The sequence below is a fragment of the Singulisphaera photorubra genome (assembly GCF_045290345.1).
In the GTDB taxonomy this organism is placed as follows: domain Bacteria; phylum Planctomycetota; class Planctomycetia; order Isosphaerales; family Isosphaeraceae; genus Singulisphaera.
The window spans coordinates 3153513-3176285 of record NZ_CP155447.1 but is presented as its reverse complement, the minus strand read 5'-3'; the positions used below and the strand labels follow the sequence as shown (position 1 = coordinate 3176285).

The 22773-nt window shown below is 61.3% G+C and carries 18 protein-coding genes; 7 read left to right on the top strand and 11 right to left on the bottom strand.

Features of this window, described 5'->3' with window-relative positions; genetic code table 11:
- Positions 1-186: 186 nt before the first annotated feature.
- From V5E97_RS12225 to V5E97_RS12205, 5 genes are read right to left on the bottom strand one after another with little or no spacing between them, the layout of a single operon-like run.
- Positions 187-1491: an ABC transporter ATP-binding protein gene (locus V5E97_RS12225; RefSeq protein ID WP_406699600.1), complete on the bottom strand. Its 1305-nt coding sequence runs from the start codon at positions 1489-1491 to the stop codon at positions 187-189.
- Positions 1491-2702, bottom strand: coding sequence for an ABC transporter permease DevC (gene devC, locus V5E97_RS12220; protein WP_406699599.1), 1212 nt, complete (start codon positions 2700-2702; stop codon positions 1491-1493). The genes V5E97_RS12225 and devC overlap by 1 nt, the downstream gene beginning before the upstream one ends.
- Positions 2699-4042, bottom strand: coding sequence for an FtsX-like permease family protein (locus V5E97_RS12215; protein ID WP_406699598.1), 1344 nt, complete (start codon positions 4040-4042; stop codon positions 2699-2701). The genes devC and V5E97_RS12215 overlap by 4 nt, the downstream gene beginning before the upstream one ends.
- Positions 4039-4764, bottom strand: coding sequence for an HlyD family efflux transporter periplasmic adaptor subunit (locus tag V5E97_RS12210; RefSeq protein WP_406699597.1), 726 nt, complete (start codon positions 4762-4764; stop codon positions 4039-4041). The genes V5E97_RS12215 and V5E97_RS12210 overlap by 4 nt, the downstream gene beginning before the upstream one ends.
- Positions 4707-5240 (bottom strand): hypothetical protein, encoded by a 534-nt coding sequence (locus V5E97_RS12205; RefSeq protein ID WP_406699596.1) that lies wholly within the window; start codon positions 5238-5240, stop codon positions 4707-4709. The genes V5E97_RS12210 and V5E97_RS12205 overlap by 58 nt, the downstream gene beginning before the upstream one ends.
- 446 nt (positions 5241-5686) lie before the next feature.
- Between V5E97_RS12205 and V5E97_RS12200 the strand changes: the two genes are divergently transcribed.
- Both V5E97_RS12200 and V5E97_RS12195 read left to right on the top strand, forming a co-directional pair.
- A complete protein-coding gene (locus tag V5E97_RS12200; RefSeq protein ID WP_406699595.1) occupies positions 5687-7804 on the top strand; it encodes a serine/threonine protein kinase in 2118 nt (705 codons plus the stop codon).
- Complete coding sequence (locus V5E97_RS12195; RefSeq protein ID WP_406699594.1) at positions 7797-9587, top strand: adenylate/guanylate cyclase domain-containing protein; 1791 nt, start codon at positions 7797-7799, stop codon at positions 9585-9587. Before V5E97_RS12200 ends, V5E97_RS12195 begins: the two co-directional genes overlap by 8 nt.
- A gap of 120 nt (positions 9588-9707) precedes the next feature.
- On the opposite strand, the gene V5E97_RS12190 is transcribed toward V5E97_RS12195, so the two are convergent.
- Both V5E97_RS12190 and V5E97_RS12185 read right to left on the bottom strand, forming a co-directional pair.
- Complete coding sequence (locus V5E97_RS12190; protein ID WP_406699593.1) at positions 9708-10058, bottom strand: hypothetical protein; 351 nt, start codon at positions 10056-10058, stop codon at positions 9708-9710.
- Positions 10055-10408, bottom strand: a complete 354-nt coding sequence (locus V5E97_RS12185) for a translation initiation factor (RefSeq protein WP_406699592.1) — start codon at positions 10406-10408, stop codon at positions 10055-10057. Before V5E97_RS12185 ends, V5E97_RS12190 begins: the two co-directional genes overlap by 4 nt.
- Before the next feature lie 1153 nt (positions 10409-11561).
- On the opposite strand from V5E97_RS12185, the gene V5E97_RS12180 reads away from it, so the two are divergent.
- The gene (locus V5E97_RS12180) at positions 11562-12584 is read left to right on the top strand and encodes a DUF1559 family PulG-like putative transporter (protein WP_406699591.1); all 1023 of its coding nucleotides are present in this window, start codon (positions 11562-11564) and stop codon (positions 12582-12584) included.
- Between the two features lie 952 nt (positions 12585-13536).
- Here V5E97_RS12180 and V5E97_RS12175 read toward each other — a convergent pair.
- The gene (locus tag V5E97_RS12175) at positions 13537-13971 is read right to left on the bottom strand and encodes a hypothetical protein (RefSeq protein WP_406699590.1); all 435 of its coding nucleotides are present in this window, start codon (positions 13969-13971) and stop codon (positions 13537-13539) included.
- 345 nt (positions 13972-14316) lie between these two features.
- Between V5E97_RS12175 and V5E97_RS12170 the strand changes: the two genes are divergently transcribed.
- Positions 14317-14532, top strand: coding sequence for a hypothetical protein (locus V5E97_RS12170; protein ID WP_406699589.1), 216 nt, complete (start codon positions 14317-14319; stop codon positions 14530-14532).
- Between the two features lie 331 nt (positions 14533-14863).
- Positions 14864-15058, top strand: a complete 195-nt coding sequence (locus V5E97_RS12165) for a hypothetical protein (protein ID WP_406699588.1) — start codon at positions 14864-14866, stop codon at positions 15056-15058.
- A 328-nt stretch (positions 15059-15386) separates the two neighbouring features.
- On the opposite strand, the gene V5E97_RS12160 is transcribed toward V5E97_RS12165, so the two are convergent.
- The 3 genes from V5E97_RS12160 to V5E97_RS12150 form a co-directional block, all read right to left on the bottom strand.
- A complete protein-coding gene (locus tag V5E97_RS12160) occupies positions 15387-17573 on the bottom strand; it encodes a glutamine synthetase III family protein (RefSeq protein ID WP_406699587.1) in 2187 nt (728 codons plus the stop codon).
- A gap of 549 nt (positions 17574-18122) precedes the next feature.
- Positions 18123-18689: a hypothetical protein gene (locus tag V5E97_RS12155; RefSeq protein WP_406699586.1), complete on the bottom strand. Its 567-nt coding sequence runs from the start codon at positions 18687-18689 to the stop codon at positions 18123-18125.
- 238 nt (positions 18690-18927) lie between these two features.
- Complete coding sequence (locus V5E97_RS12150) at positions 18928-19977, bottom strand: 3'-5' exoribonuclease YhaM family protein (protein ID WP_406699585.1); 1050 nt, start codon at positions 19975-19977, stop codon at positions 18928-18930.
- Positions 19978-20246: 269 nt separating this feature from the next.
- Between V5E97_RS12150 and V5E97_RS12145 the strand changes: the two genes are divergently transcribed.
- Both V5E97_RS12145 and V5E97_RS12140 read left to right on the top strand, forming a co-directional pair.
- Entirely contained in the window at positions 20247-21851 is a 1605-nt protein-coding gene (locus tag V5E97_RS12145) for a phytoene desaturase family protein (protein ID WP_406699584.1), read from the top strand.
- 166 nt (positions 21852-22017) lie between these two features.
- Positions 22018-22539, top strand: a complete 522-nt coding sequence (locus V5E97_RS12140) for a hypothetical protein (protein ID WP_406699583.1) — start codon at positions 22018-22020, stop codon at positions 22537-22539.
- Positions 22540-22773: the final 234 nt, after the last annotated feature.

The following is a 22773-nucleotide window of genomic DNA, read 5'->3' as shown; positions in this document are numbered from 1 at the left end:
CTGTGACCCCGGGGCGAATGCCAGGACCGGGGTCACAGACCTCACCTACAAAAACGGTTTCGGTCGCTATGATCCGCGAGCGACCCGGTGGTAAACCGCTGGAGTTACCCACTGCGAAGATCGACTCGACACATCTTCCCGTGATACGCAGGCCGAGTTCCGCGCGTAAGCAGTTCGGTGAGGCGGTCAAACGCGGGCCGAAGCGGACTGGTAGACCCGCCTGACCTGCTCCTTGAAGGGAGGGCTCGCCTCGGTTGCGGCGTTGAAATCGTCTTTACCGAGTGCATAAAGTTCGAGCGGGCCGACTGCCTTGACGGTCGCCGAACGGGGCTGATCGAGCAGCAGGGCCATCTCGCCGAAGAACTCCCCTTTGCCAAGAATACGGACGCGGTGCGAGGGCGATTCGCCGTCGACGAAGACCTCGACCTCTCCCTCTTTGATCAGAAAGAACTTGTCCCCGCGATCCCCCTGCCCGATCACCCGCGTTCCGGCCGAGTACGATTCTCGCGTCATCTTGTCGGCGACCTCGCGTAACTCTTCAGGCGTGAGATTCGCGAAAACGCGGCATTGTTTGAGGAACTCGCAGATCTCGACCGCCTGCTTGATGTCGATATCAGAAATAATGCGGCCCGCCTCCATTGTGACGATCCGATCGGCGATGTCGAGAATTTGCGGGTCATGGGTCACCAGCATGATCGTGCAGCCGTTCGACTTGGCGTGTTCCTTGAGGATCGTCGCCACGACCCGCCCGTTCTCCTCGTCGAGCGATGCGGTCGGCTCGTCGGCCAGGATCAGCTCGGGCCGGTTGACCAGGGCGCGTGCGATCGCAACTCGCTGACGCTGGCCTCCTGACAACGCATTGGGCTTGTTGTCGCAACGTTCGTGGAGGCCGAGGAGAGCGAGCAGACTCCGGGGCAGGTCGTTCTTGCACGGCTCCACTTCGAGCCGGCTTTGAATCCGGGCTCGGTCGGCGACGAACGCCCTCAGGCCGGCCCGCTTTGCATCGAGCTTTTTCCCTCGGAGCCGCTCGGCCTCGGGCCCGTGGCCCTGCTCGAGATCGGCCAGCCTCTTTTCGAAAAGGGCGCGGATCGTCCCATCCCACTGATTGAGCTCGTCAAGTTGTGCGCGAACCGCTGGGCCCGTCGCCGCGTCCTGGCCGAGCGCGACGTTCCGCCAAGCGGTCAAGGATTCGAAAAGGTTGTGTCTCTGGAAGATGAACCCGATCCGCCGGCGAACATCGACGAGTTGCCGGTTATTCATCCCCCCCAGCTCACGTCCCAGCACCTCGAGCGTGCCATGCTGAACGCGTCTCAGGGCCCCGATCAGGGTTAACAACGTCGTCTTGCCCGCTCCCGCCCGGCCCACCATGATCACGATCTCACCTCGCTTTAAGGCGAGGTTATTGCCGTGGAGGATTTTGATCGGTTCATCCCCTGCCCTGGGGAAGAAATGATCGACGTCGCGGACCTGAACCGAGTAGTCGGTCGTCATCAGAAGAGCCCCGCCGGATCGGCCGAAAGCAGTTTGCGCATCGCGAAGAGCCCCGAGCCGAGACACATCACGACGGTCAGTCCGAGCACCATCAGAGCGCGGCCGGGCGTGAGGTTCATGAGCAGGCCCGTGTACCAGGCGAGCCCGCGGTAGAGCCCACTACTGATCAGAAGCCCCGGGACGAACCCGACAACCGACAAGATCAAGGCCTCGGCCATGACCACCTCCACCAGGAAGCGATTGGCGTAGCCCATCGCCTTCAGAGTTGCGTACTCGGCAAGATGGTCGGCGATGTCGCTGGAGAGAATCTGGTAGCAGATGACCGCCCCCACGACCAGGCCCAGCAGCGCTCCCACCGAGAAGATCGTCCCGATCGGTGTCCGCACGTCCCAGAATTCCCGCTCACGAGCCAGGAACTGATCCTTGGTAAAAATGCTGACCCCACGCGGTCCCAGTTCCTCCTCGAGCCACCGTCGCACCTGCACGGCATCCGCGCCCGGCGCAAGCCGGACCAGCCCTAGCTCGACCGACCGGAGCTCCGGCTCTCGGAACCGCCGGTCAGGAAAGTATCTCAAAAAGTTCTGATCGCTCATGATCAGGTTGCCGTCGTTGACCAGGTCGGTTCCCAGGCGGAACGTGCCGACGATCCGGAGCGGCCGCTGGGCCAGGCTGGCCTCGTGGCCGGCCGTGAACCGCCCGATCGCCTGGTTCGACTTCTCATCGTAGAGCGCAGTCTCCTCCTCATCGAGCTCCGCCGACTTGGCGGCCACCTCGGGAAGAAAGAACACATGATCGCGCGGGTTATAAGCCAGAACCCGGATCTTGCGGGCCGTCGCCTTCCGGGTCAATCGGTCTCGCGAGCGATCACCGGTGGGTCGGCCCGAGACTGGGTTCCTCAGCGCCGAGAAGCGGGTTTCAATATAGAGAGGACACGCCTCTTCGACTTCGCGAAAGCTCAAGGCCTCCTGAAGAATTCTCCGGTTGAACGGGGCGCTCGAAACCAGCGTGCTCTTGCTCTTGCTAACGATCACAAGGTCGGTGTCGAGCAGGCGGACGATCTCAACCATGCTGTCGAGGAGAGCAAACCGAAAGCCGAGCTCCATCGTCATGAGCACCACGGCGAACGAGACCCCGGCCATCGACACCACCAGTCGGCGCTTGTCGTGGACCAGGTTCAGCCAGGCCAGGGTTGCCATCCGCGTCATCGTCATGCGAAAAGTTCGGCGGGATCCGCCCTCCTGACCTTGCCGACCGATAAAAGGGCCGAAATCATGCAGATCAACGTCGACGCGATGTAGACCCCGATGGCATCGGACAATGTCAGCTCGATCGGCATCCGGGTCGCGAGGCTCACCAGCTTGTCAAGGATCGCCGCGACGATCAGGCCGGGGAAGAAACCGGCATGACAGAGGACCAGGGCCTGCTTGATCACCAGGCCGGAAACGACCCGGTCGGGATATCCCATCGCCTTGAGGGTTGCGAATTCGCTGAAGCGTTTCGTGATGTCGCTCGAGAGGATCTGATAAACAAAGACCACCCCCACCGCGCACGCAACCACGATCCCAAGTCCGAAAATAATTCCGATCGGCTTCTCGCGAATCCAGTATCTCGTCTCCTGCTCGAGGATCTCGGCCCTGGTGAAGACGCGAACATCCTCGGAGGGCAGAATGCGTTCCAGGGCGGTCGCCACGTGTTCCGGGTCTGAGGTGGTCCGGATCAGACCGATGCTCACTTCGTTCATGGAGCGTCCGCCGAAGAGTCGGCTAAAATTCTCATCCCCTACCAGGAGCGCTCCATCAGCCCCGAACCCGATCGCCAGGTCGAAACTGCCAACCACCTCAACCTCGCGCTGACCGACGATCGCCCGGGCCGGTCGACTCGCGAGCCCGCTTGACGGAGGTCTTTGCCCGGCGGACTCGTGGCAAGGGTCGAGGAGTTCGATCGCTCCGAAATCGGGATGCGAGTCGCGGTCGAACAGAATGGTGTCGGGCCGCTTGAGGACGTTCAGATCCTCAGGACCGCCGACCGATCGGCAGCCCGCTCCATCAGCGCCGGAAAGGACTCGCATTTTCAGGCCGGGGACCGCGTCACGGCGGAACGGCTGATCGGCCAGGTTATATCCGAGCACGAAGATCGCGCGGAGTGAGACGGGCAAGTCTTCGGTCCCGCTTCCCGAGCCAAGGCTTGCCGACTCACCTCCGCCCGGCCTCGACCACGTGTTGAAACCGACCTGAAGCGGAACGGCCCCCTTCACCCCGGAGACCGACCGGGCCTGCTCGAGCCGGATTCTTGGAAAGGAGCCGGTGTCATAGAAGTAAAGATACGTCGGCGAAGCGAGCATGATGTCGAAGTCGAGCTTATCGAGAATTGTGGTCGCCGTGTTGCGAACCGCTCCGAGAAACCCAAGCTGCATAAACATCAGAATCGCCGAGAATGCCACGCCAAGCACCCCCAGGGCCGTTTGGCGGGTGTCGTGGGTCAGGCTGTACCAGACCAACGGGATCTTGACGACCCGCGCCGAGCCGACCTTGCGAGCCGGGACACCGCTCACTTCGAGGGTCCCGCGACGGGACCGGGTTCCGCCGAATGGTCCAGGGCAATGTCAACGTTTACTTGAAGGTGCGTGCGATCGCGCAGCTCGTCGCACGGCTCGTCGACCTTGATCTTGACCTCGACGACGCGTGCATAGGCCGCGGCGGTCGGGTCGAGTCCGAGGATGTCATTCCTGGCGACCATCAAGGCCCAGGACTCGACGACCCCGGTGTAGGGACGACTCCCGGAATGAGCTCGGATCGTGGCTTTCTGATTCTTTCGGATGTACGGAATCTGATCCTCATCGACCTCGGCGACCACATTCATCCGCCGCGTATCACCGAGCTCGAAGACAGGCTTGGGACCGGCGGCCTCGCCCGGCTTGGCAAGAATCGACAGGATCCGGCCCGCCCGAGGGGCCCGGATCACCGTTTGCTTGACCTGTTCCTGGGCCAGTTCGAGTTGCTTCTCGAGAGATTTCACCGGAATCGCCTGGCTCCCCCTCAGCGCGGTGAGCTTCGCCTTGCGAAGCTGAATCTCCAACTTCGTGAGCTGTAACTTGCGATTCAGCACGAACTTCTCGAGCTCGGCCCGAGCGTTCCGCAGTGTGGCCTCATCCTGGCTCACCAGCAGGTGCTGACGTTCGATTTCCTGAGCGGAGATCGTCGCCCGCTTCTCTTTGTTCAGCTCCACGAGATGCTCATAATCGGTTCGCGAGCTCTTCGCCTTCTCGGCGAGCACCTCGATGTTCGCCTCCTGCGTTTTCGCTCCGGCCCTTCGAGCATCGCCATGCTTTCCCGCTCAAACGCGGCTTCCTGGTCGAGAATCGCGACGTATTCTTGCTCCGACTTCCATTGCTCGCGGGCCTCGGCAAGCTGGGTTGCAATCAAAGCGACCTGCGCGGTGCGTTCGGCATGGCCATCCACGTAGCCGAGTTTCTGCCCCTCCTGAACGTCCTGCCCGAGCTCAACCAAGATCCGATCAATCCGTACTCCCGCCGGCGAACCCACCGGGTAGAGTCCCCCCGACGGTTCGACCCGCCCGAGGGCATGAACGGAATGGAGCGGTGCCCGAGTAGGGGTGTCCCGAGGGCTGCCAGCGATCTCGCCTGCCTGGCCACGACTCTCGGAATCATCGCCCGACCGGGCCGCCGTAAGTACCCCGCCACCATTCATCCATCGTGGGCCTAGAAACAGACCTGCCGCCAGGCAGATCACCCCACGACGAGACTCGTCAGGATCGTCTTCATCGGCTCTCTTCCTGAAGGAACAAAATTCGCTTCTCAAAGGCCGGAGACGACATGGGGAGGAGGTTAGACGAGGCATTCAAACCACGTGCTTCTCTTGATTTACGATCGGTTCGATTATGATTCTCAATCCACCTTGGGGCAAGGACGATCCCGAGAATCGGCGTCCCTGATCGGGCCTCATGGCAACGCGTTGAAGCATTCAGAAGCCTGAATTGACCACGGCGAGAGAATGCCAAAAAAAGGGAGAGAACGTTGCGAGCCGGCCGCTTCCCAGGGAATAATGAGGCTGGGATCGGCTCGGCTCGACGCACGGGATCGCTTGACAGGAGCGGATCCAGAAGACGCCGCGCATCTTGCAAGTCGGTGGCTCCGGCTCAAAAAAAGTATGGGTCGGCGATGTGAGGCTCGTTCGGTATGAAGATCCCGACCAACCCGGAGGACGAATCAAGGCTCCCGCCTGAGGACGAGGATACCGAACCGTCTTGCGACGGCTCGAATCCAGTCGACGACAGCGATCCGACTCTCGCTCAAATCGGCACACGGCAGGCCGAGGAAGGCGACGGAGCTCCCCTCTCGGCGACGGCGGATGAGACCGAAGCGATCTCGGCCTCGAAGGCTCGTGAAGCGAGTCAGCGAAGCCGTAGGGTCCCTCAAATTCCCCACTATGAAATCAACAGGTTCCTGGGTTCCGGGACATTCGGCGAGGTCTGGCTGGCCCGGGACAGGCGGACCGGAATTCAGGTCGCGATCAAGTTCTTCATCCACGGCTCGGGGGGCCATTGGGGACTGCTCCAGGCCGAGGTCCAGCAACTGGCTGAACTCCACTCCGACCCCGGGATCGTGCAACTGATCGATGTCGAGCCGAACGCCGCTCCGCCTTACTACGTCATGGCGTTCGTTCAGAACGGTTCCCTCGCCCAGCGCCTCGAACAGGGTCCCCTGCCCGTTCGCGAGGCGCTCGAGATTTTCCGACAGATCGCCGAAGCCCTGGCCTACGTTCATGCCAAAGGAATCCGCCACTGCGACTTGAAACCGAGCAACATCCTGCTTGATATCCGCGGGCGGGCGAAAATCGCCGACTTCGGGCAGGCGCACCTCTCGAGCGACGCCTCACCTGCCCTGGGCACCTTCTTCTACATGGCGCCCGAGCAGGCCGACCTCAACGAGCAGATCGCCGACACGCGATGGGACGTCTACGCGCTCGGCGCCATCCTCTTTGCCATGCTGACGGGCCACCCCCCTCGTGAGGATCCAAAGCTTCGTGCAGAGATCCGAGGGACCGCGGATCTCTCGCATCGGCTCCGGCGTTATCGCGACTGGGTGCAACAGGCCCCCGTTCCTCGCGAGCATCGCCGGGTCAAAGGAATCGACCGGCTTCTGGTCGCCATCATCGACCGTTGCCTGGAGACCGACCCCTCCCGCCGCCTCCGGGACGCGGGCGCCGTGCTGGAAGCCCTCGAACGCCGCCGCCGGACCCTTCGCCAACGAGCGATGCTGGGATTCGGCCTGATCGCCCCCGTGGTCCTGATGCTGACGATGGCGGCATTCACGTTGAGCGGTGCCAACCGCGCGATCCTCGCCTCACAGAACGCGATGGTCGAGCAGCTTGGCCGGAGCGATTCGGTGAGCGCCCGCCTGGCCGCACACGTCGTCGAGGAGGAGATCGTCAATCGGCTCGAGTTACTCAAGGCTCGTGCCGCCGATCCCAGGCTCGCCGCGGTCGTGAAGGGGGGAGACCAGAAGACCATGCGCGCCTTGATGGCCGATTACGGTAAGGACGCCGAGATCGGAAGAATCAAAATCATGCGTTGGACGATTACCGACGCGGTAGGAACGACGCAAGCCAACTACCCGTGGGAACCCCTGGTCTGCGACAAGAACTGGTCCTGGCGCGACTGGTTCAACGGCCAAGGGGACCATCATGACGGTAAGAATCGACGGCACCCGCCCATCGATCGGCCCCATATTTCCCAGCCGTTCGTAGGTAAGACCAAGGAACGTAAGAAAGGGGTCGTCCTGTCGGCCCCTGTGTTCGACCCGTCCGCATCTGCGAGCGAGCCCACGATCCTGGGCGTGCTGGCGTTGACGATCGAGCTCGAGAAAGTGGAAACCTGGCTCAAGAGCGTGCGGCTCAACGATGGCTTCGCCGTCCTGTTCGACAGCCGATACCACGGCCTGCTCCACAACCGCCAGGACCGGATTAGCCCCCGTCCCGACGAAAATCCGCCCGTCTGGCCCTGCCCGATCTATCGGAACGTGATCGAGAACCAGGAGTCGGGCCACACCCTCTCGTATCGCGACCCGGTCGACCAAAAAGTCTACCTGGCGGGGTATGCTTCGTTACCCAGGATCGGCTGGGGGGTGATCGTGCAGCACGACCGCGAACGGGTGCTCGACCAGATCGCCTCGGTAACCTACCGGCTGATGCGTCTCAGCCGAGTTGCGTTCATCGCGGCAGGCGTGCTCATCTCGGCCCTCTGGGGATGGCAATTCTGGACCTTACGCCACGTACAACGGATGGCCGATGCCTGAACTCGTCGCTCGTGGCAATGACCCGAAGAACCAGTGGCGACGGCCGTTGCCGGACGGACTGGTGATTCTCGGCCGGAGCGTGACCCGGAGCGATTGGAGCGTCCCTTGGGACTCCTTGATCTCCAAGGTCCATGCCACCCTCGGCTGGAGCGAAGGCCGTCTGACCGTCCGCAAATGGCCGCAAGCGAAAAACGCCATCTTCGTCCAGGGAGAGGCACGCGATGAATTCAATGTGGGGATCGGCGACACTTTCGTCATCGGCGAGACCTTGTTCCTCGTCCAGGAGACCGAGACCGCCGCGGCTCCGGACCTGCCCCCCCCCTTTTCCGAACTGACCTGTAGCCGCGGAGAACTCGAGCAGCATCGCTACACCGACGCCCACGAGCGACTCGACGTTCTCGCCGCGCTGCCGGCGATCATCCGCGACTCGCCGAGCGACGCCGACCTCGAGGCGCGGGTCATTGAGGTTCTCCTCAAGGGAATCCCCCGCGCCGAGATCGCCGCCGTCGTCCGCTGGAGCCTGCACAACGCGTCCGGCGAGCCCGTGGTCGAGGTCCGGCACTTCAGCCGCCGCTCGCTCCTGGACGCCGATCGGGAGTTCCGCCCCAGCCGTCGCCTGGTCGGCGACGCCGTCCTCCGGCGACGTCAGAGCGTGATGCACCTGTGGCAGAGCGGCGACTTACGGCCCGAGTTCACCATCAACCCGGGGTTCGACTGGTCACTCTGCGTCCCCTTGCCCGACGACCCCGAACCAGGCTGGGCACTCTATATCTCGGGGCGACTCCCCGCCGGGCCGCGCGACGGCGAGGCCAGCCAGCGCGATGTCATGCTCAAGAGCGACCTGAAATTTGCCGAGCTCGTGGCCGACGTCTTCGGAGCCTTTCGCCACGTTCGCGACCTCCAGCATCGCCAGTCGCGGCTCGCCCGCTTCCTCTCCCGCCAGGTCCTGGCCGCACTCAGCGGGCACGACATGGACGAGGTGCTCAAGCCCAGGGAAGCGGAGGTCACCGTGCTCTTCTGCGACCTCCGCTCTTCCTCGAGGCTCGCCGAGGAGAGTCGCCACGAATTACCCCGCCTCTGGGAACGCGTTAACCAGGCCCTCGGCATCATCACCAGCGCCATCTGCGACCAGGACGGCGTGATCGGTGACTTTCAAGGGGATGCCGCGATGGGCTTCTGGGGCTGGCCCCTCGACGCCGACGACCAGATCGAACGCGCCGCCCGCGCGGCCCTGGCGATCCGCCGCCGCTTCGACCACCTGGCCCAGCAGCGTGACCACCCCTTGGCCGGCTTCGCCTGCGGCGTCGGCATTGCCAATGGCCCGGCGATCGCGGGGCGGCTCGGCACCTATGACCAGTTCAAGGTGGGGGTCTTCGGCCCCGTCGTCAATCTTGCCTCGCGACTCGAGTCCATGACCAAGCGGTTCCACGCTTCGATCCTGGTCGACGAACGGATCGCCGAGCGACTGGCCAACCCACGTCATTCGAACTGGGTCCGCTGTCGACGCATGGCGAAGGTCCTTCCCCACGGCCTGACCTTGCCGGTCGTCGTGAGTGAGCTCCTTCCCCCCGCCGTGGAGTCGGGAACCCTCACCGATCGGCACTGCCGCGACTACGAGGCGGCCCTCGACGCCTTCCTCGCCGGCCGCTGGAACGACGCCCGCCGACTCCTCGAACGCCTCCCCAACGACGCGGCCGGCGACGTCCTCAAGCAGTTCATGGACCGAACTTCACAAGGCCCCCCCGACCCCTGGGACGGCGTGATCCCGCTTGACTCGAAATAAACGAACGGCGCACTCTTGAATCCAAAAGAATGAAATTGGTGCGGGCGCGTCTCCCACGGTCCCAAGAATCGCGGCTCGGCCGCACGCGTCCGGGTTGGTCGTTCCCTCCGGCGGCTCTGGTCAGGTTGGCCCCTGACCTGACAGGCCACGCCCCAGGACGATGGCTCCGATCAGACAAGGGATCAGCCCGAAGGTCGTCAGGACCGTTCCGGGGTCGAAGGCATTACCCAGGAGCAAACGACCCGTCGTGGCGGAAAGAAAGATGGCCGCCATCGCCGAGAAGCCGGCCATCATGAGTACGGCCGCGGTTCGATTGCTCGACCACCTGGAGGCGACGACCAGGAGCAGGGCGACGACGATGTCGGAGACGAGGAAGGCGTGGACGAACCTGCCATTGCGAGCGTTCCACCCTTGCCAGCCGAGCACCGCTAATCCCAAGATGAGAGCCGTCCATCGAGCCAGGCGCATCATCCGCGTCTCGTCTTGTAGCCGATGGCTTTCAGAGCATTCTCGACGGTTGTGACGTGGTCCCCTTGAATCTCGACCAGGCCCTCCTTGACCGTCCCTCCCGAACCACACTTCGCTTTCAATTTCGCGGCGAGTTCGGCAAGGTCATTCCCTTCGGCGGAGAGGTTGGCCACGACCGTGACGACCTTCCCCTTCACGCGTTTCTCCAGGCGGACCCGAGCGGTCTGCTGCTCCGGAGCAATGCGGACCGGCTCGATGGTCGGCGGGGGGCACTCACACTCCGATTCCAGCCGTCCGCAGCGTTCGCAGGACGGAGGCCGATCGAAAGGGGTCCCAGCGAACAGACGTTGCATGTTGGGTCGCTCCTGGACGATGTCAGCAGACGGCTGGCGGCAATTTTAACAAATCCAACCAGAGTCGTCCGCCGGTACCGCTTGGTTTCTGCTTGTGAAAATTCCAATTGCTTTCGCATGGATTCGTGCTGATCGCGATCGCGTTCAGAGGCACTGAAAAAAAGTTACAGTTGCAGACGGCGGTAATACGGAAGGTGTCCATATTTAAGGAGACTGTGGCCACGTTGCCGAGGGCTCTTGGTCAGCCCAAAGGCAGGGAACTGACGCTCTCTGCTCGCCTTTGGAAGGCGAGCGAAGACCAACAACCAAAGGATGACATCGATCGTGGTTACATGGATTTCGCTCGCCTTCCAAAGGCGAGCGGGGAGCGTCAGCGCCCTATCTTCGGACCATCGAATGGGCTGGCTCGTTTGGCACCCTGGCAACGGCACCGGATTGACGGACCCGGGCGGAAAACCCGGTAACGTGGCGATAGTGTCTCTTCAAGCAACCTGCATATCCTGGAACACCAAAGCGTGGTTGATTCACAATACGCGAGCTGGCAATGATGGATTGATGAACGATGAATGCGGACAACACCCAAACAAGAACGCGACATTCATGGTATCACAACATGCTGCATTGTCAAAACCGTTGCTAACTCCCAATTTGTTAGTTGAACAAATAACAGGAAAAGTTAATTTGACTCTTTTCTGGCCGATGGCAATGGATTATAAAACAACGATCCGCGACTGTGCTGGAATCTCGCTGGATTTCCGGCCCGGTCGAATCTGTAGTACGGCCGGCCCAGCCGTACTCCTGCAAACCCACCCGTTGCGGAAACGGCAAGAATCATCGGTTCTTTCGCTCGGTCGCGGATCGTTGTTATAAAAAGCTTCCAGTTCTCCAGCCCTGCCAGGAATTACGGCCTCCGGTCCTGGCAATGGAGGCGATCCTGCCGCAGTCCAATCAGAAATCACTCCTGACAGCCGAGGTGAAGGCCAGCGACAAGGACGTCAACATCACATGAGTTCAGTCTGACGAATTCCCTCGTGGAGAAATGACACCACGCCACGTTCGTGGCGGTGCGGTCCGATCCGGTCTCGGCCTCATCGCTAGGATTGCTGGATATGTTGCTTGTTTTCGGACTTCTTAGACTTAGGGAGGATCGATTATGAGGAAACAGCGTGTCGGTTTCACTCTCATTGAACTGCTTGTTGTGATCGCGATTATCGCCGTGCTGATCGCCCTGCTACTCCCGGCCGTGCAGTCGGCCCGCGAGGCGGCCCGCCGCTCGCAGTGCGTCAACAACCTGAAGCAGATCGGGTTGGCGATGCACAACTACGAAAGCAGTAACAGTTGCCTGCCCCCCGGCCAGAAGTCGTGTTGTTGGGGGACCTGGCTCGTGTTTATTCTGCCCCAGGTGGAACAGCAAGCGCTCTTCAACGCCTGGAATTTCGGAGGCGACCTGGTCTACTACCAGATGGGGAGCCAGTACGACGCGCCCTTGCGCTACGGCGGAGTGGCCAACGGCACGGTGTCGGCGTCGCGGGTCAATGCCTACATGTGCCCAAGTGATGGCACCGGCACCAGTTTGTCGGGCATCGGCCCGACGGTAAACGGAATCAAGTACAACGTAACGTCACAGAATTACGTCGTTAACTACGGGAACCTGCAGACTTCGCAGGCAGCCAATTTTTCCTTTGGAGGGATCACATTTGCGTTCGGTGGAGCCCCGTTCACCGATATGAACGCGGGCGCCGCGGGCATGGGGGGGCAAAAGGTGATTGGATTTTCGGGGATTTCCGATGGGCTGAGTAATACCTTGCTCGTGTCGGAAATCGTGGTCGGAACCGGAAAGGGGGGCCAGTATAACGCGTCCTACGATCTCCGGGGCTTTTCGTGGTGGGGGAGCGCCGCGAGCTTCACGAGTTGGTTGGCCCCCAACTCCTCCCAGCCCGACGTGACCGAGAGCTCGGCCTATTGCGTGTACCCCTACCAGTCGAATCCGCCCTGTGTGGAACCGACCGCCACCCTGTCCCGGCTCAATGGCGTTCGAAGCCGGCATTCGGGTGGAGTGAATGCCACGATGGGCGACGGCTCGGTCCGCTTCGTCAAGAATTCGGTCAGCATCCCCGTCTGGCGCGCCCTCTCAACCACCAGAGGCTCTGAGGTCCTCAGTTCCGACGCCTACTGAGCCGGTTGGCGGCCTGTTTGATCGCTCCGACACCGACCGGGTTCGCTGGGGTCGGAGCGAAGCAATGTTCGCGGACTGTCTCACCGCCTGAAGCACGAGGGGGGACAGGTCGTGCTTCAGGTATTACGTTCGCTTCCCGCCGGCGGACGCGAATCGGTGCGCAAGGCCGCACGGCGAGGTCATGGGTCACTTCACGACTCATGTCCATACAATTGGCTTCACGAGTCACTTGCACGCCCTGTTTGCCAGCGGGGAGGAACAGTGGAATGCCTACTGGCATTCTGGCCGAAACGGAACGAACGCTCCACCCACGGAAGTGATACCTCCCTCGCCCCCCCCTTATGCCGATCACTGGTCGATGACGCTGGCCATGGCATCGATCGGTATCTGAGGTATCTGATATCGGGGCCGGTTTTGGCTTGACGGTTTCTCGAAATCCACATAGGGTCCGAGTTGGTTCCCTGGTTTTCGAGGAATTCAAAGGGAGTAGGCCATGAGAAAACTCGTCGTCTTGTCGGTTTTCCTGCTGGGTGGAATGGCTGTCGTGAACGCCGATGAGCCTATCATTGACCCCGAGGCAGTGCTTCAAAGCTGAAGACCGAGGACGCCCAACTTGAAAAGGAAATCAAGGGGTTACGGGACAGATTGGATGTTCTTGAACAAAGAATTATCAATAATAAACAGAGACAATTGGAGCACAAGGCTAGACATGAATGGCAGAAGAATGTCAGGAAGCACTATTTGCAGGATCTTGAAAAGGCGAACGAGAAAGCCCAGGCAAAGGCGAACGAGAAAGCCCGGGCAACAGAGTTCCGAACTGTTACCGATTGATCTACAACCGTCCTTTTGTGGCGTTGTAGGCGGCTTCAAGGAGCACTGTCTATTGAAATGACAGTGCCCTTCATCTTGCATTCCGTCTCGCCATAAGCTCCTCGCCGAAAAACGTTTTACTTTATCGTCTGAGCAGCTCCCGGTAATCCTCGAACTCGTTCTTCCAGTCGCCGTAGCAGGCGGTAAGGCCGCACTCCAGACATCGGCAGCCGATATAGAGCCATCGGACATCATCACTGCCGTCGTACAACGCCACCCCGACGGTAATCTCGAAGGTTCCACGCCCGCACGGGCATTCGCACTCTTCGAGTTCAGCATCGGCCAGGTACTCATCGCTGTCGCCGATCGGATGTTCGGCACCGCAGATCGTGCAGACCCGAACAGCCACCCCCTGGGTATCATCAACGCACAGGCGGAAGGTATGCGATCCGCACGTGCAGACCGCCTCAGCAAAGTGCTGGGCAAGGTAATTTTTCTTGCTGTAGCGGATCAACTCACCCTGGATGTCCGCTTGGGCATCTCCGTGCCAGTACTTACCTCTCTTGACCAGAGCCATTGCTTCTCTCCAGGCAGCCAACGAAAGAATCGAGCATGATAGCCCTGGAACTCTCCTTCGACTTTCTCGTCGTGTGGTTGGTGCGATAGGGCTTGGGCACGACGCGATCACGGAGAGAGAGCACGGAATTGTGCCGGGGTCGGCGGAAATAGGTCTATTCCAAGTTTCAAATCACGGTTACTGCTCGCCTGAATATCGAGATTCGATCGAGCGGCTCAACTGCTTTTTGGCCCAGATTCCAAAAATAAATTTCCCAGAGACTTGGAGGGACACTGATCCGACCGACCATTTTAGGATACAGTGGTCTACGAAGTCGTGAGCAATCCTCAGAGGGAGCATCAAGCCGTGAAACGGTTGCGAGTAAAAACACTGATGGTCGTCGTGCTTTTCGCGGCCATCGATTTGGCCTCGTATCACACCATGATAACCGATGGCTCAGCCTGGGCCGTCGTGGTGTTCCTGGTCATGAACGTAATGATGCCCATGGTGGCTGTGATGGTTGGTCTCTTTTTGGCTATCAGACGGATTTGGAGAGATCATACCAGCACGACTCTATACTGATGATCGTAGCAGTTCAGAGTGGGCCATCCAGTTTTCTGAATCTATATCTAATCATATTAACCCTTCATCGATATAGCGAAGTCAGACGGAGAGACCCAGGACGACGAATCCAGTCACGAAGAGTCCCCGAATTTGCCACTCATGCTCCGGACCTCATGCTACGGCGAGCACATTGGTAGGAATCGATAATAGAACGCTCTTGTCTGTTCCGGTGGTAGTTGCTGTCGATCCACGAGACGAGCCAAACAATTACGGCAGATCAATTGATTGCTAAACTGGCACGCTTCCGCCGGATGAACCGATTCCTCGCAGATTAACACGGGGGACCAGCATGTTCGAGAAGGGGACGATTGTTACAATCAACAATCAAGTTGGCGTGGTAGTTCTCACCGGCGAGGATCTGGGCGGTGATCTTGAGGATCACACGGCGGTGTGGTTTGGTCCCAGCGAGAGCGAAATCCCTGAAGTGTGGACGATACCTACCGACTATTTGTCACGGGGACCGCAGCCGGTTCTCAAGCATTGAAACTGACGTAGCGCACGGTCATAAATCGGGACTTTGCACCGAGCTTCTGGCCCGACAGCACGGCCACTACAATCGATGGCTACTGCAAGCAGGACCGAGGTTCGACCGACGAACTGCGTCCAAGGCTCGATTCCAGTTCCATACCAACTGATGACATGAGAACTATCGGCCCGTGGTTCATGGGGCCTTGGAGCGGGTGTTCAGAAAATGCGACCCGCATACCGCAGGTCGTGAGGCAGGGAGCAGATCCGGGCAGAGCTAACGATCAACCCCGAGTTCCGGAGACGCTCGGGATTGATCGCCAACTCGCATCAACACATATCATCAATCACTTAATGAACAGCATTTCCTGGTAGGTCGGCAGCGGCCAGAGGTCGTCGGGGACGATACCTTCGAGCTTATCGGCGGCGGCGCGGACGGCGGCCATCCCGGGGATGATCACGTCGAGGGAATACTTGGCGTGGGCGAGGCTATCACCGCTCACGTGGGCTTCGACCACTTTGGACAGGTCGTGGGTCTTCGTCAACAGCTCATCGATCGTCGCCGAGAGGTCGTTGAGCAGTTCGACCTGGGCCTTGGGGGCCGAGGCGCCCGCGGCTTTCAGGTTGCCGATCGACTGGGCGAGCTCGCTCTGAAACCGCAGGGCGGCGGGAAGGATCTGCCGGTTGGCCATCTGAATCGTGAGCTGCGACTCGATGTTGATCGTCTTCTTGTAGTTCTCGAGCAAGATCTCGTAGCGAGAGTGGATTTCACGCTCCGAGAAGACGCCGTACTTGCCGAACAGGGCCACCGACTTGGGGGTGATCAGGTCGGGAAGGCTGTCGACCGTGGTCTTGCGGTTGGGCAAGCCGCGCTTCTCAGCCTCTTTGTGCCAGGCTTCGGTGTAGCCGTCGCCGTTGAAGATGACGTGCTTGCTCTCGGCGATCAACTGGGGCAAGAGGATCTGGATCTCGGTGTTGAGGTCCTTGCCGGCCGCGACGGCCTTTTCCAGGTGAGTGGCAATCTCGTCGATGCTTTCGGCGGCAATCGTGTTGAGCACCACGTTCGGCCCACCGATCGACTGGCTCGAGCCCACGGCGCGGAACTCGAACTTGTTGCCGGTGAAGGCGAACGGGCTGGTCCGGTTGCGGTCGCCGGCATCGCGGGGAAGGGTCGGCATGGTGGTCACACCGACGGTCATCGTTCCGCCCGACTTGGTGCTCTTGGCTCCCCCCTTTTCGATCTGCTCGACGATGTCCTGCAGCATGTCGCCGAGGAAGATCGAGATGATCGCGGGCGGGGCTTCGTTGGCCCCCAGGCGGTGGTCGTTGGACGCGGTGGCAATCGACACGCGGAGGAGATCGCCGTGGCGGGCGACAGCGCGGATGACGGCGGCCAGGAAGAGGAGGAACTGGGCGTTCTCGTGCGGGGTCTCGCCCGGCTTGAGCAGGTTATTCCCCTCGTCGTCGGCCATCGACCAGTTCAGGTGCTTGCCCGAGCCGTTGACACCGGCGAACGGCTTCTCATGGAGGAGCATTTGCAGACCGTAGCGGCCGGCCACGCGCTTCAGGGTCTCCATGACCAGCATGTTGTGGTCGGTGGCGACGTTGGCGTTCTCAAACAAGGGGGCGATTTCATACTGCGCCGGGGCAACTTCGTTGTGCCGCGTCTTGACCGGCACGCCCAGCTTGTAGAGTTCCAGCTCCCCTTCGAGCATGCAGGCCAGAATCCGCTCGGGAATGGCGCCGAAGTAGTGGTCCTCCATCTCCTGCCCCTTGGGGGGCTTGGCACCGAAGAGGGAGCGGCCGGCGTTCATCAGGTCGGGCCGGGCGTAGTAGAAGTTCTGATCGATGAGGAAGTATTCCTGCTCGGGCCCGCAGGTGGTGTGAACCCGGGCGGCTTTGCTGCCAAACAGCTTGAGGATGCGGAGCGCCTGCTTCGACAGGGCTTCCATCGAGCGGAGCAGCGGGGTCTTCTTGTCGAGTGCCTCGCCGGTCCACGAGCAGAACGCGGTCGGGATGCAGAGGGTGGTGCCGTTGGGGTTCTCGAGGATGAAGGCGGGGCTGGTCGGGTCCCAGGCGGTGTAGCCGCGGGCCTCGAACGTGGCACGGATGCCGCCCGAGGGGAAGCTGGACGCGTCGGGCTCACCGCGAACCAGCTCGCTGCCGCTGAACTCGGCGATCGCGCTGCCGTTGTCGGTCGGGGCGAGGAACGAGTCGTGCTTCTCGGCCGTCAGGCCGGTCATCGGCTGGAACCAGTGGGTGTAGTGGGTCGCCCCCTTCTCGATGGCCCACTCCTTCATCACGGTCGCCACGACGTCAGCGATGCTGGAATCGAGCGGAGCACCCTTCTTGATCGTGTTCTTGATCGCTTTGAAGACGTGCTCCGGCAGGCGGGCTCGCATGACTTCTTCGGAGAAGACGTTCGTGCCGAAGAGTTGGCGAACGGGGGTCTCTTTGAAGTTGATCCGAGTACCGTTCGACTGCCACCCGGTGACGGCCGCGATAGCGCTCTCACGTGCGGAACAATGATCCATGGGAAAGCTCCAACGAAAATGAAGACAGGGGGCGTGATGCGCTGAACCCAAACCTCGACCGGCCGGTTGTTGCCGTTCGAAGTTGTCGAGGGAAGGCGCGGGGCAAAGTCCTCGAGGGCCGTGGAAACGGATCGGGGCCGTGCCTGCGCACGGGACGCGGAGCCTGGGAGCACCTAGTCCGAGGGAAAAGCCGACTCTTCGGGTCCGCCTCCCGCCAATCACAACGCGCTCAACCGTTCCATCCTAGAACGGGGGGACGAGTGCGTGAAATCAGTGGCAGACGGCTGAGAATTCGGCTTGCGGTTCGGCTGTCAACTCGATTCAAGGGAACGGTCACTTCCCGATCGAAGGGAAATCGCCCGATTACCGTGACTCGAGGCTGGAGCCAGCCACCGCCTCAGCGGGAGAGAACGCCGGTCCTGCATTTCGGTCTGAAACCGTCCCTTCCTTTAAGAAAAGGTTGGAACGGTTTCGCTATCCCATACTCGCTTGCGATGTGATTATAGCGGGGCCATTGGCGCGATGCCAGACCCCGCTTGAAGGGTCACTTCACTTCTTGAGTTTGGCGACGACTTCCTTGGGATTCGACTTCACTTCGTTGTTGCAACCCCCACAGCAGATGAGGAAGGTTTTCCCCTCGGCGGTGACCTTCACGGGGGCATCCATCGAACCCAGGTTCTCGCCGCTGACCGGGCAAACGATCTGCTTCAACGCCAGCGCCTTGTCCGCCGGCGAGAGCATGGCGAGCACGGCGAGCTCTTCCTCGGTCAAGGAGGATTTAGCGGCTGCCTCGTCCTTTTTCGCCTCGTCCTTCTTCTCGGCTCCTTCCTCCTTGGCGGCCGGAGGAGTCAGCGCCGGCGGATCGAGCTTCAAATCCCCGGCGTCCTTCGGTGCCTCGACCTTCGGCACGACCTCCTTGGGGAGCTCGGCCTCGGGCATCGCGTCCTTCGGCTTTTCCACGGCCGGTTCGGCCGAAGGTGTCGGCGCGGGGGCGGCGGAGTCGGGGCTAGTCGGGGGGGGAGGAGGAGGGTTGTCGACGGTCGGTTCTTCGTGGGTACAGCCGATGAAGACGGTCAGAAGCAACGTCGCCCACCAGGCTTTGCGAATGGCGATCATGAAGGTTGTCTCATTAACAAAGGAAAAGCGTGGAGGTCCTCCCCAACGTGCGAACGTGTTCGAGCGTCGGGAGCCATTCGCATTGTAAGCACGACCCGCCCAACCCGCCAGAGTCCAGGCGGTCGTTGATCGAACGGGCAGGCGGAACGCGGCGATGCTCGAAAGAGCGGCCGGCCCCTTGTTCCACGCCCTCTCAGATTTGTTCCGCAAGCGTATGCTGGTCAATCACCTGGCCGAATCAGGCCAGCTCGTTCAAGTCATGATCCACGGGGGCTTCGCGGGGAATTCCCTTGTAGAGCCGGCGATTGTCGAGCGCATAGACCTTGTCGGTGAATTCCCCTTCGTTGATCGAATTCAGTCGTTGCCGGGCGGCGATGTTCATCTTCGCGTCGAGATCGTCCACGTACGAAACCAGGAGCGCCTCGAGCGTTTGCGGAACGATGGGCGCTCCGTAGTCGCGTTTGCCATGATGCGCGAGAATGGCATGCTCCAGGAGGAGCAACGTTTCCTCGGGAAACCCTTCGATCTTTCTCGCCGTTTCGCGAACGAGGTCCCGGCCCATCAGCACGTGACCGATCAGGCAGCCTTCCTTCGTGTACTTCGTCTCGACCGGGTGGTACTCGAGCTCGCGGAGCTTGCCGATGTCGTGGAGAATCGTCGCGGCGACGATCAACCCCTTATTCAACGGGGGATTGAGCTGTTCATAATAGTTGCCGTAGTGGTCGGCCAAGAACGCGGCCACCCGGGTCATGCTCCAGACGTGTTCCAGCAGACCGGCGGTATAGCTGTGGTGGAAACTCTGCGCAGCGGGCATCTTCTTGAAGAGGTCACCGTGCTCGCTCAGAATCTCCTGAACGAGCCGCTTCAGGCACGGGTCATCAATGCAACGCTCGATCTTGTCGTGGATCGACGCCAGCAAGGTTTCGGGGTCGTAGTCGGTGCTCTCGACCAGGTCGTAAAAATCATAGCCTTCGGCCGCGTCGTCGTCGCATGCGGGCCGGATCTCGATGATGTCGAGCTGGAGCCCGTACTTGACCTTCCAGTCGCCCCGAACCCGCAACCGGTAGGCGATCCCGTCCGTCCAGGTCTCCGCCTGAATCCGGAGCGCATTGTCGGACCAGAGGGGAGCGACGGCCGTCGATCGCTTATCGCGAAAGTGGCACTTCATGAACGGATTACCGTGCTTGTCGACGCCCCGATCCTTCTTGATCAGGGCGGCGAAGCACGTCGCCTCCTGACCGTGCGCCAGATCCGAAAGCCTGACCACCGCGGTGTCTGTGCCGGCCATGGGCCGCTGCCCCTTTCCGCGAACTCGTTGGTCTGGTTCGCGTTACGACTCGATCAGTTCCACTTTGTCGTATCGTCACGGCAGAGGTCTGACCTTGAACTCGTCAGATGACACCTAGGGTTCAAGATAATAGGATGTTCGTCTGTTCCCTACAATCGTGTCCAAAAGTTCACATCGAGAAACAAAGAGGACGCGCCGCGAGCATCTTGATCCAATATACTTGACGGATTCTTGCGGGGGCGGATTCACAGCGAAGGGGGGCAGGCCAGATGGTATTTCGAGAGCAAACGAGAACGGACGAAACGCTCGGAATCCTCGAACTCCCCGCGCCCGTGGCGGAGCTCTCCGCGCGGACCTGGGATGCGATCGTGGTGGGGGCGGGCCATAACGGCCTGACCTGCGCGGCCTATCTGGCTCGAGCCGGCAAGCGTGTTCTCGTGCTCGAGGCGAGAAAGCGGGTGGGGGGAGCCTGCACGATTGAGGCGGTCTGGCCTGGTTATCGGATTTCGCCCTGCGCCTATCTGGCGGGATTGCTCCACCCGCTCGTGATCGAGGAGCTGGACCTGCCCGGCCATGGTTTCGAGTGGATTCCGGCCACCGCGGGCATGTTCGTGCCGTTTGACGACGGCCAGTGCATTCAACTCTGGGATGATGAAGCGCGTTGCGACGAAGAGATCCATCGCTTCTCGCCTCGGGACCTCGCCGGCTGGCACGCGATGGGGGACGTGAAGCGACGGCTCCGCGATGCGATCCGGCCCCCGGGACCGCGCGACCTCTGGGTCGGCCGCGCTCCCAGCCGTGAGGAGATCGAGGAGCGGCTCGACGGCGATGAGGACGCGCGGAAGCTGCTCTTCGAGTGGTCGATGGTCGAGTTCGTCGAACGCTACCTGAGCGACGAGCGGCTCCAGTCGGCGATGCTCGGTCAGGGGGTGATCGGGACCAACGCCAGCCCCCATGACCCAGGGACGGCCTCGATCCACTTTCACCACGCCTCCGGTCGGATGGGAGGAGCCCCCGGCCTCTGGGGTTACGTGAAGGGGGGGATGGGGACGATCTCGTTCCTGCTCTGCGACATCGCCCGCGAGGCCGGGGCCGTGGTCGCCGCGGGTCTGCCCGTGGCCCGAATCGTACCGGGCCGCGGAGTCGAGCTCGAAGGGGGAGAGCGGATTGATGCCCCTTGCGTCGTGTCGAACGCCGACCCTCAGTCCACGCTCCGGATGCTCGGCAATCAGGCTGACCCGGCATGGCAGGCCCGCGTCGAGGAGATCCCGATTGTCGGCTGCACGGTCAAACTGAACGTCGCCCTGCGAGAGCTGCCGAGCTTTCGGGCCCGTCCGGGAACGAGACAGCCACACCATCTTGGGCAGATCAATACTCCCTTATCCAAGACAGAGTGGCAGGTCGCCCATCAGGCCGCGCGTGCGGGGAAGCTCCCCGAGCGACTCTGGACCGAACTCTACTTTCAGACCGCACATGACTCGAGCATTGCCCCGGAAGGCGTTCACACGATGAGCGTCTTCGCGCAATACGTGCCTTATTCCTTCGCCGAAGGAAGCTGGGAGACCCGACGTGACGAAGTCGCCGCGCTGGCCTTGGGGTCGATTGCCCGCCACTGCGAAAACTTGCCCAAAGCAGTCCTGGCAATGGAGGTACTCGGCCCGCCCGACATCGAAAAGGCCGTCGGCCTGACCGGTGGTCACATTTTCCAAGGGGAATGCCTTCCCCCTTACATGTGGAACCAGCGCCTCGAATCGCGCACCCCGATGCCCGGTCTCTTCCTCTGCGGCGCCTGTACTCATCCCGGGGGCAGTGTGATCGCAATCAACGGACGAAACGCCGCGATGGAAATTCTGGGCGCTCATCCGCCTCGCTGAATGGCCTTGGCACTCTTACGGGATCGATGGTCGTCACGCGAAGGTCGAAGAATTCAAGCCATCAAAGAATCGTGGCATGCCTTTTGCGAAATATCTCCCCGTGGACACGTGGCGAAGGCCACGACTCAAACTCGAAAACCACCACAACACCAAGGGGAGAACAACGATGGCCAATTCTCAGGAAACACGCGAGAAGATTGTTGAGGCCGATCCGAATCTCGACCCGATTAGCGGCGAGCCCGGCGCCCATCCGGTTGGCGTTGGCCTCGGCGCGGCTGTGGGAGGCGCGACGGCCGGGATTCTTGGGGGAATGGCGGCGGGGGCCGTCAGTGGCACAGCGGCGGGACCGATTGGGACGGTCGTGGGCGCGGTTGTGGGCGGCGTGGCGGGAGGACTGGCCGGCAAGGGGATTGCCGAGTCCATTGATCCGACGATCGAAGACGCCTATTGGCGTGAGCACCACACGGCCCGACCGTACTACGACCCGTCGACCACTTACGACGACTATGAGCCCGCCTATCGGACTGGCTGGGAAGCACGCTCGAAGTGGTCGGATAAGAGCTTCGACGACATTGAACCCGACCTACGACGCGACTGGGAGGCGCGACAGGCCAAGCCCAGCAGCATGACCTGGGAGAAGGCGAGGCCCGCGACTCGCGACGCCTGGGATCGTCTGACTGAGCGATAAACGCGTGACGCCGTGATGATTTCCCATTTCCGGAAATCAAATCGATTGGCACGCGCCGAACGCCGAAGTCTCAAAAACGATCACGAAATCCCCCGCCAGTTGTCTCGAAAACGAACCCGGGGGGCCCGCCTTCAGACACCCATCCCAATGGGCAGGGACTTCGCGCGCGGATCGAACCGCCCGGGGGTCCCGGCCCATTTCTGAGTGGATGGGCGGGAGGGCTATCGATCTTGA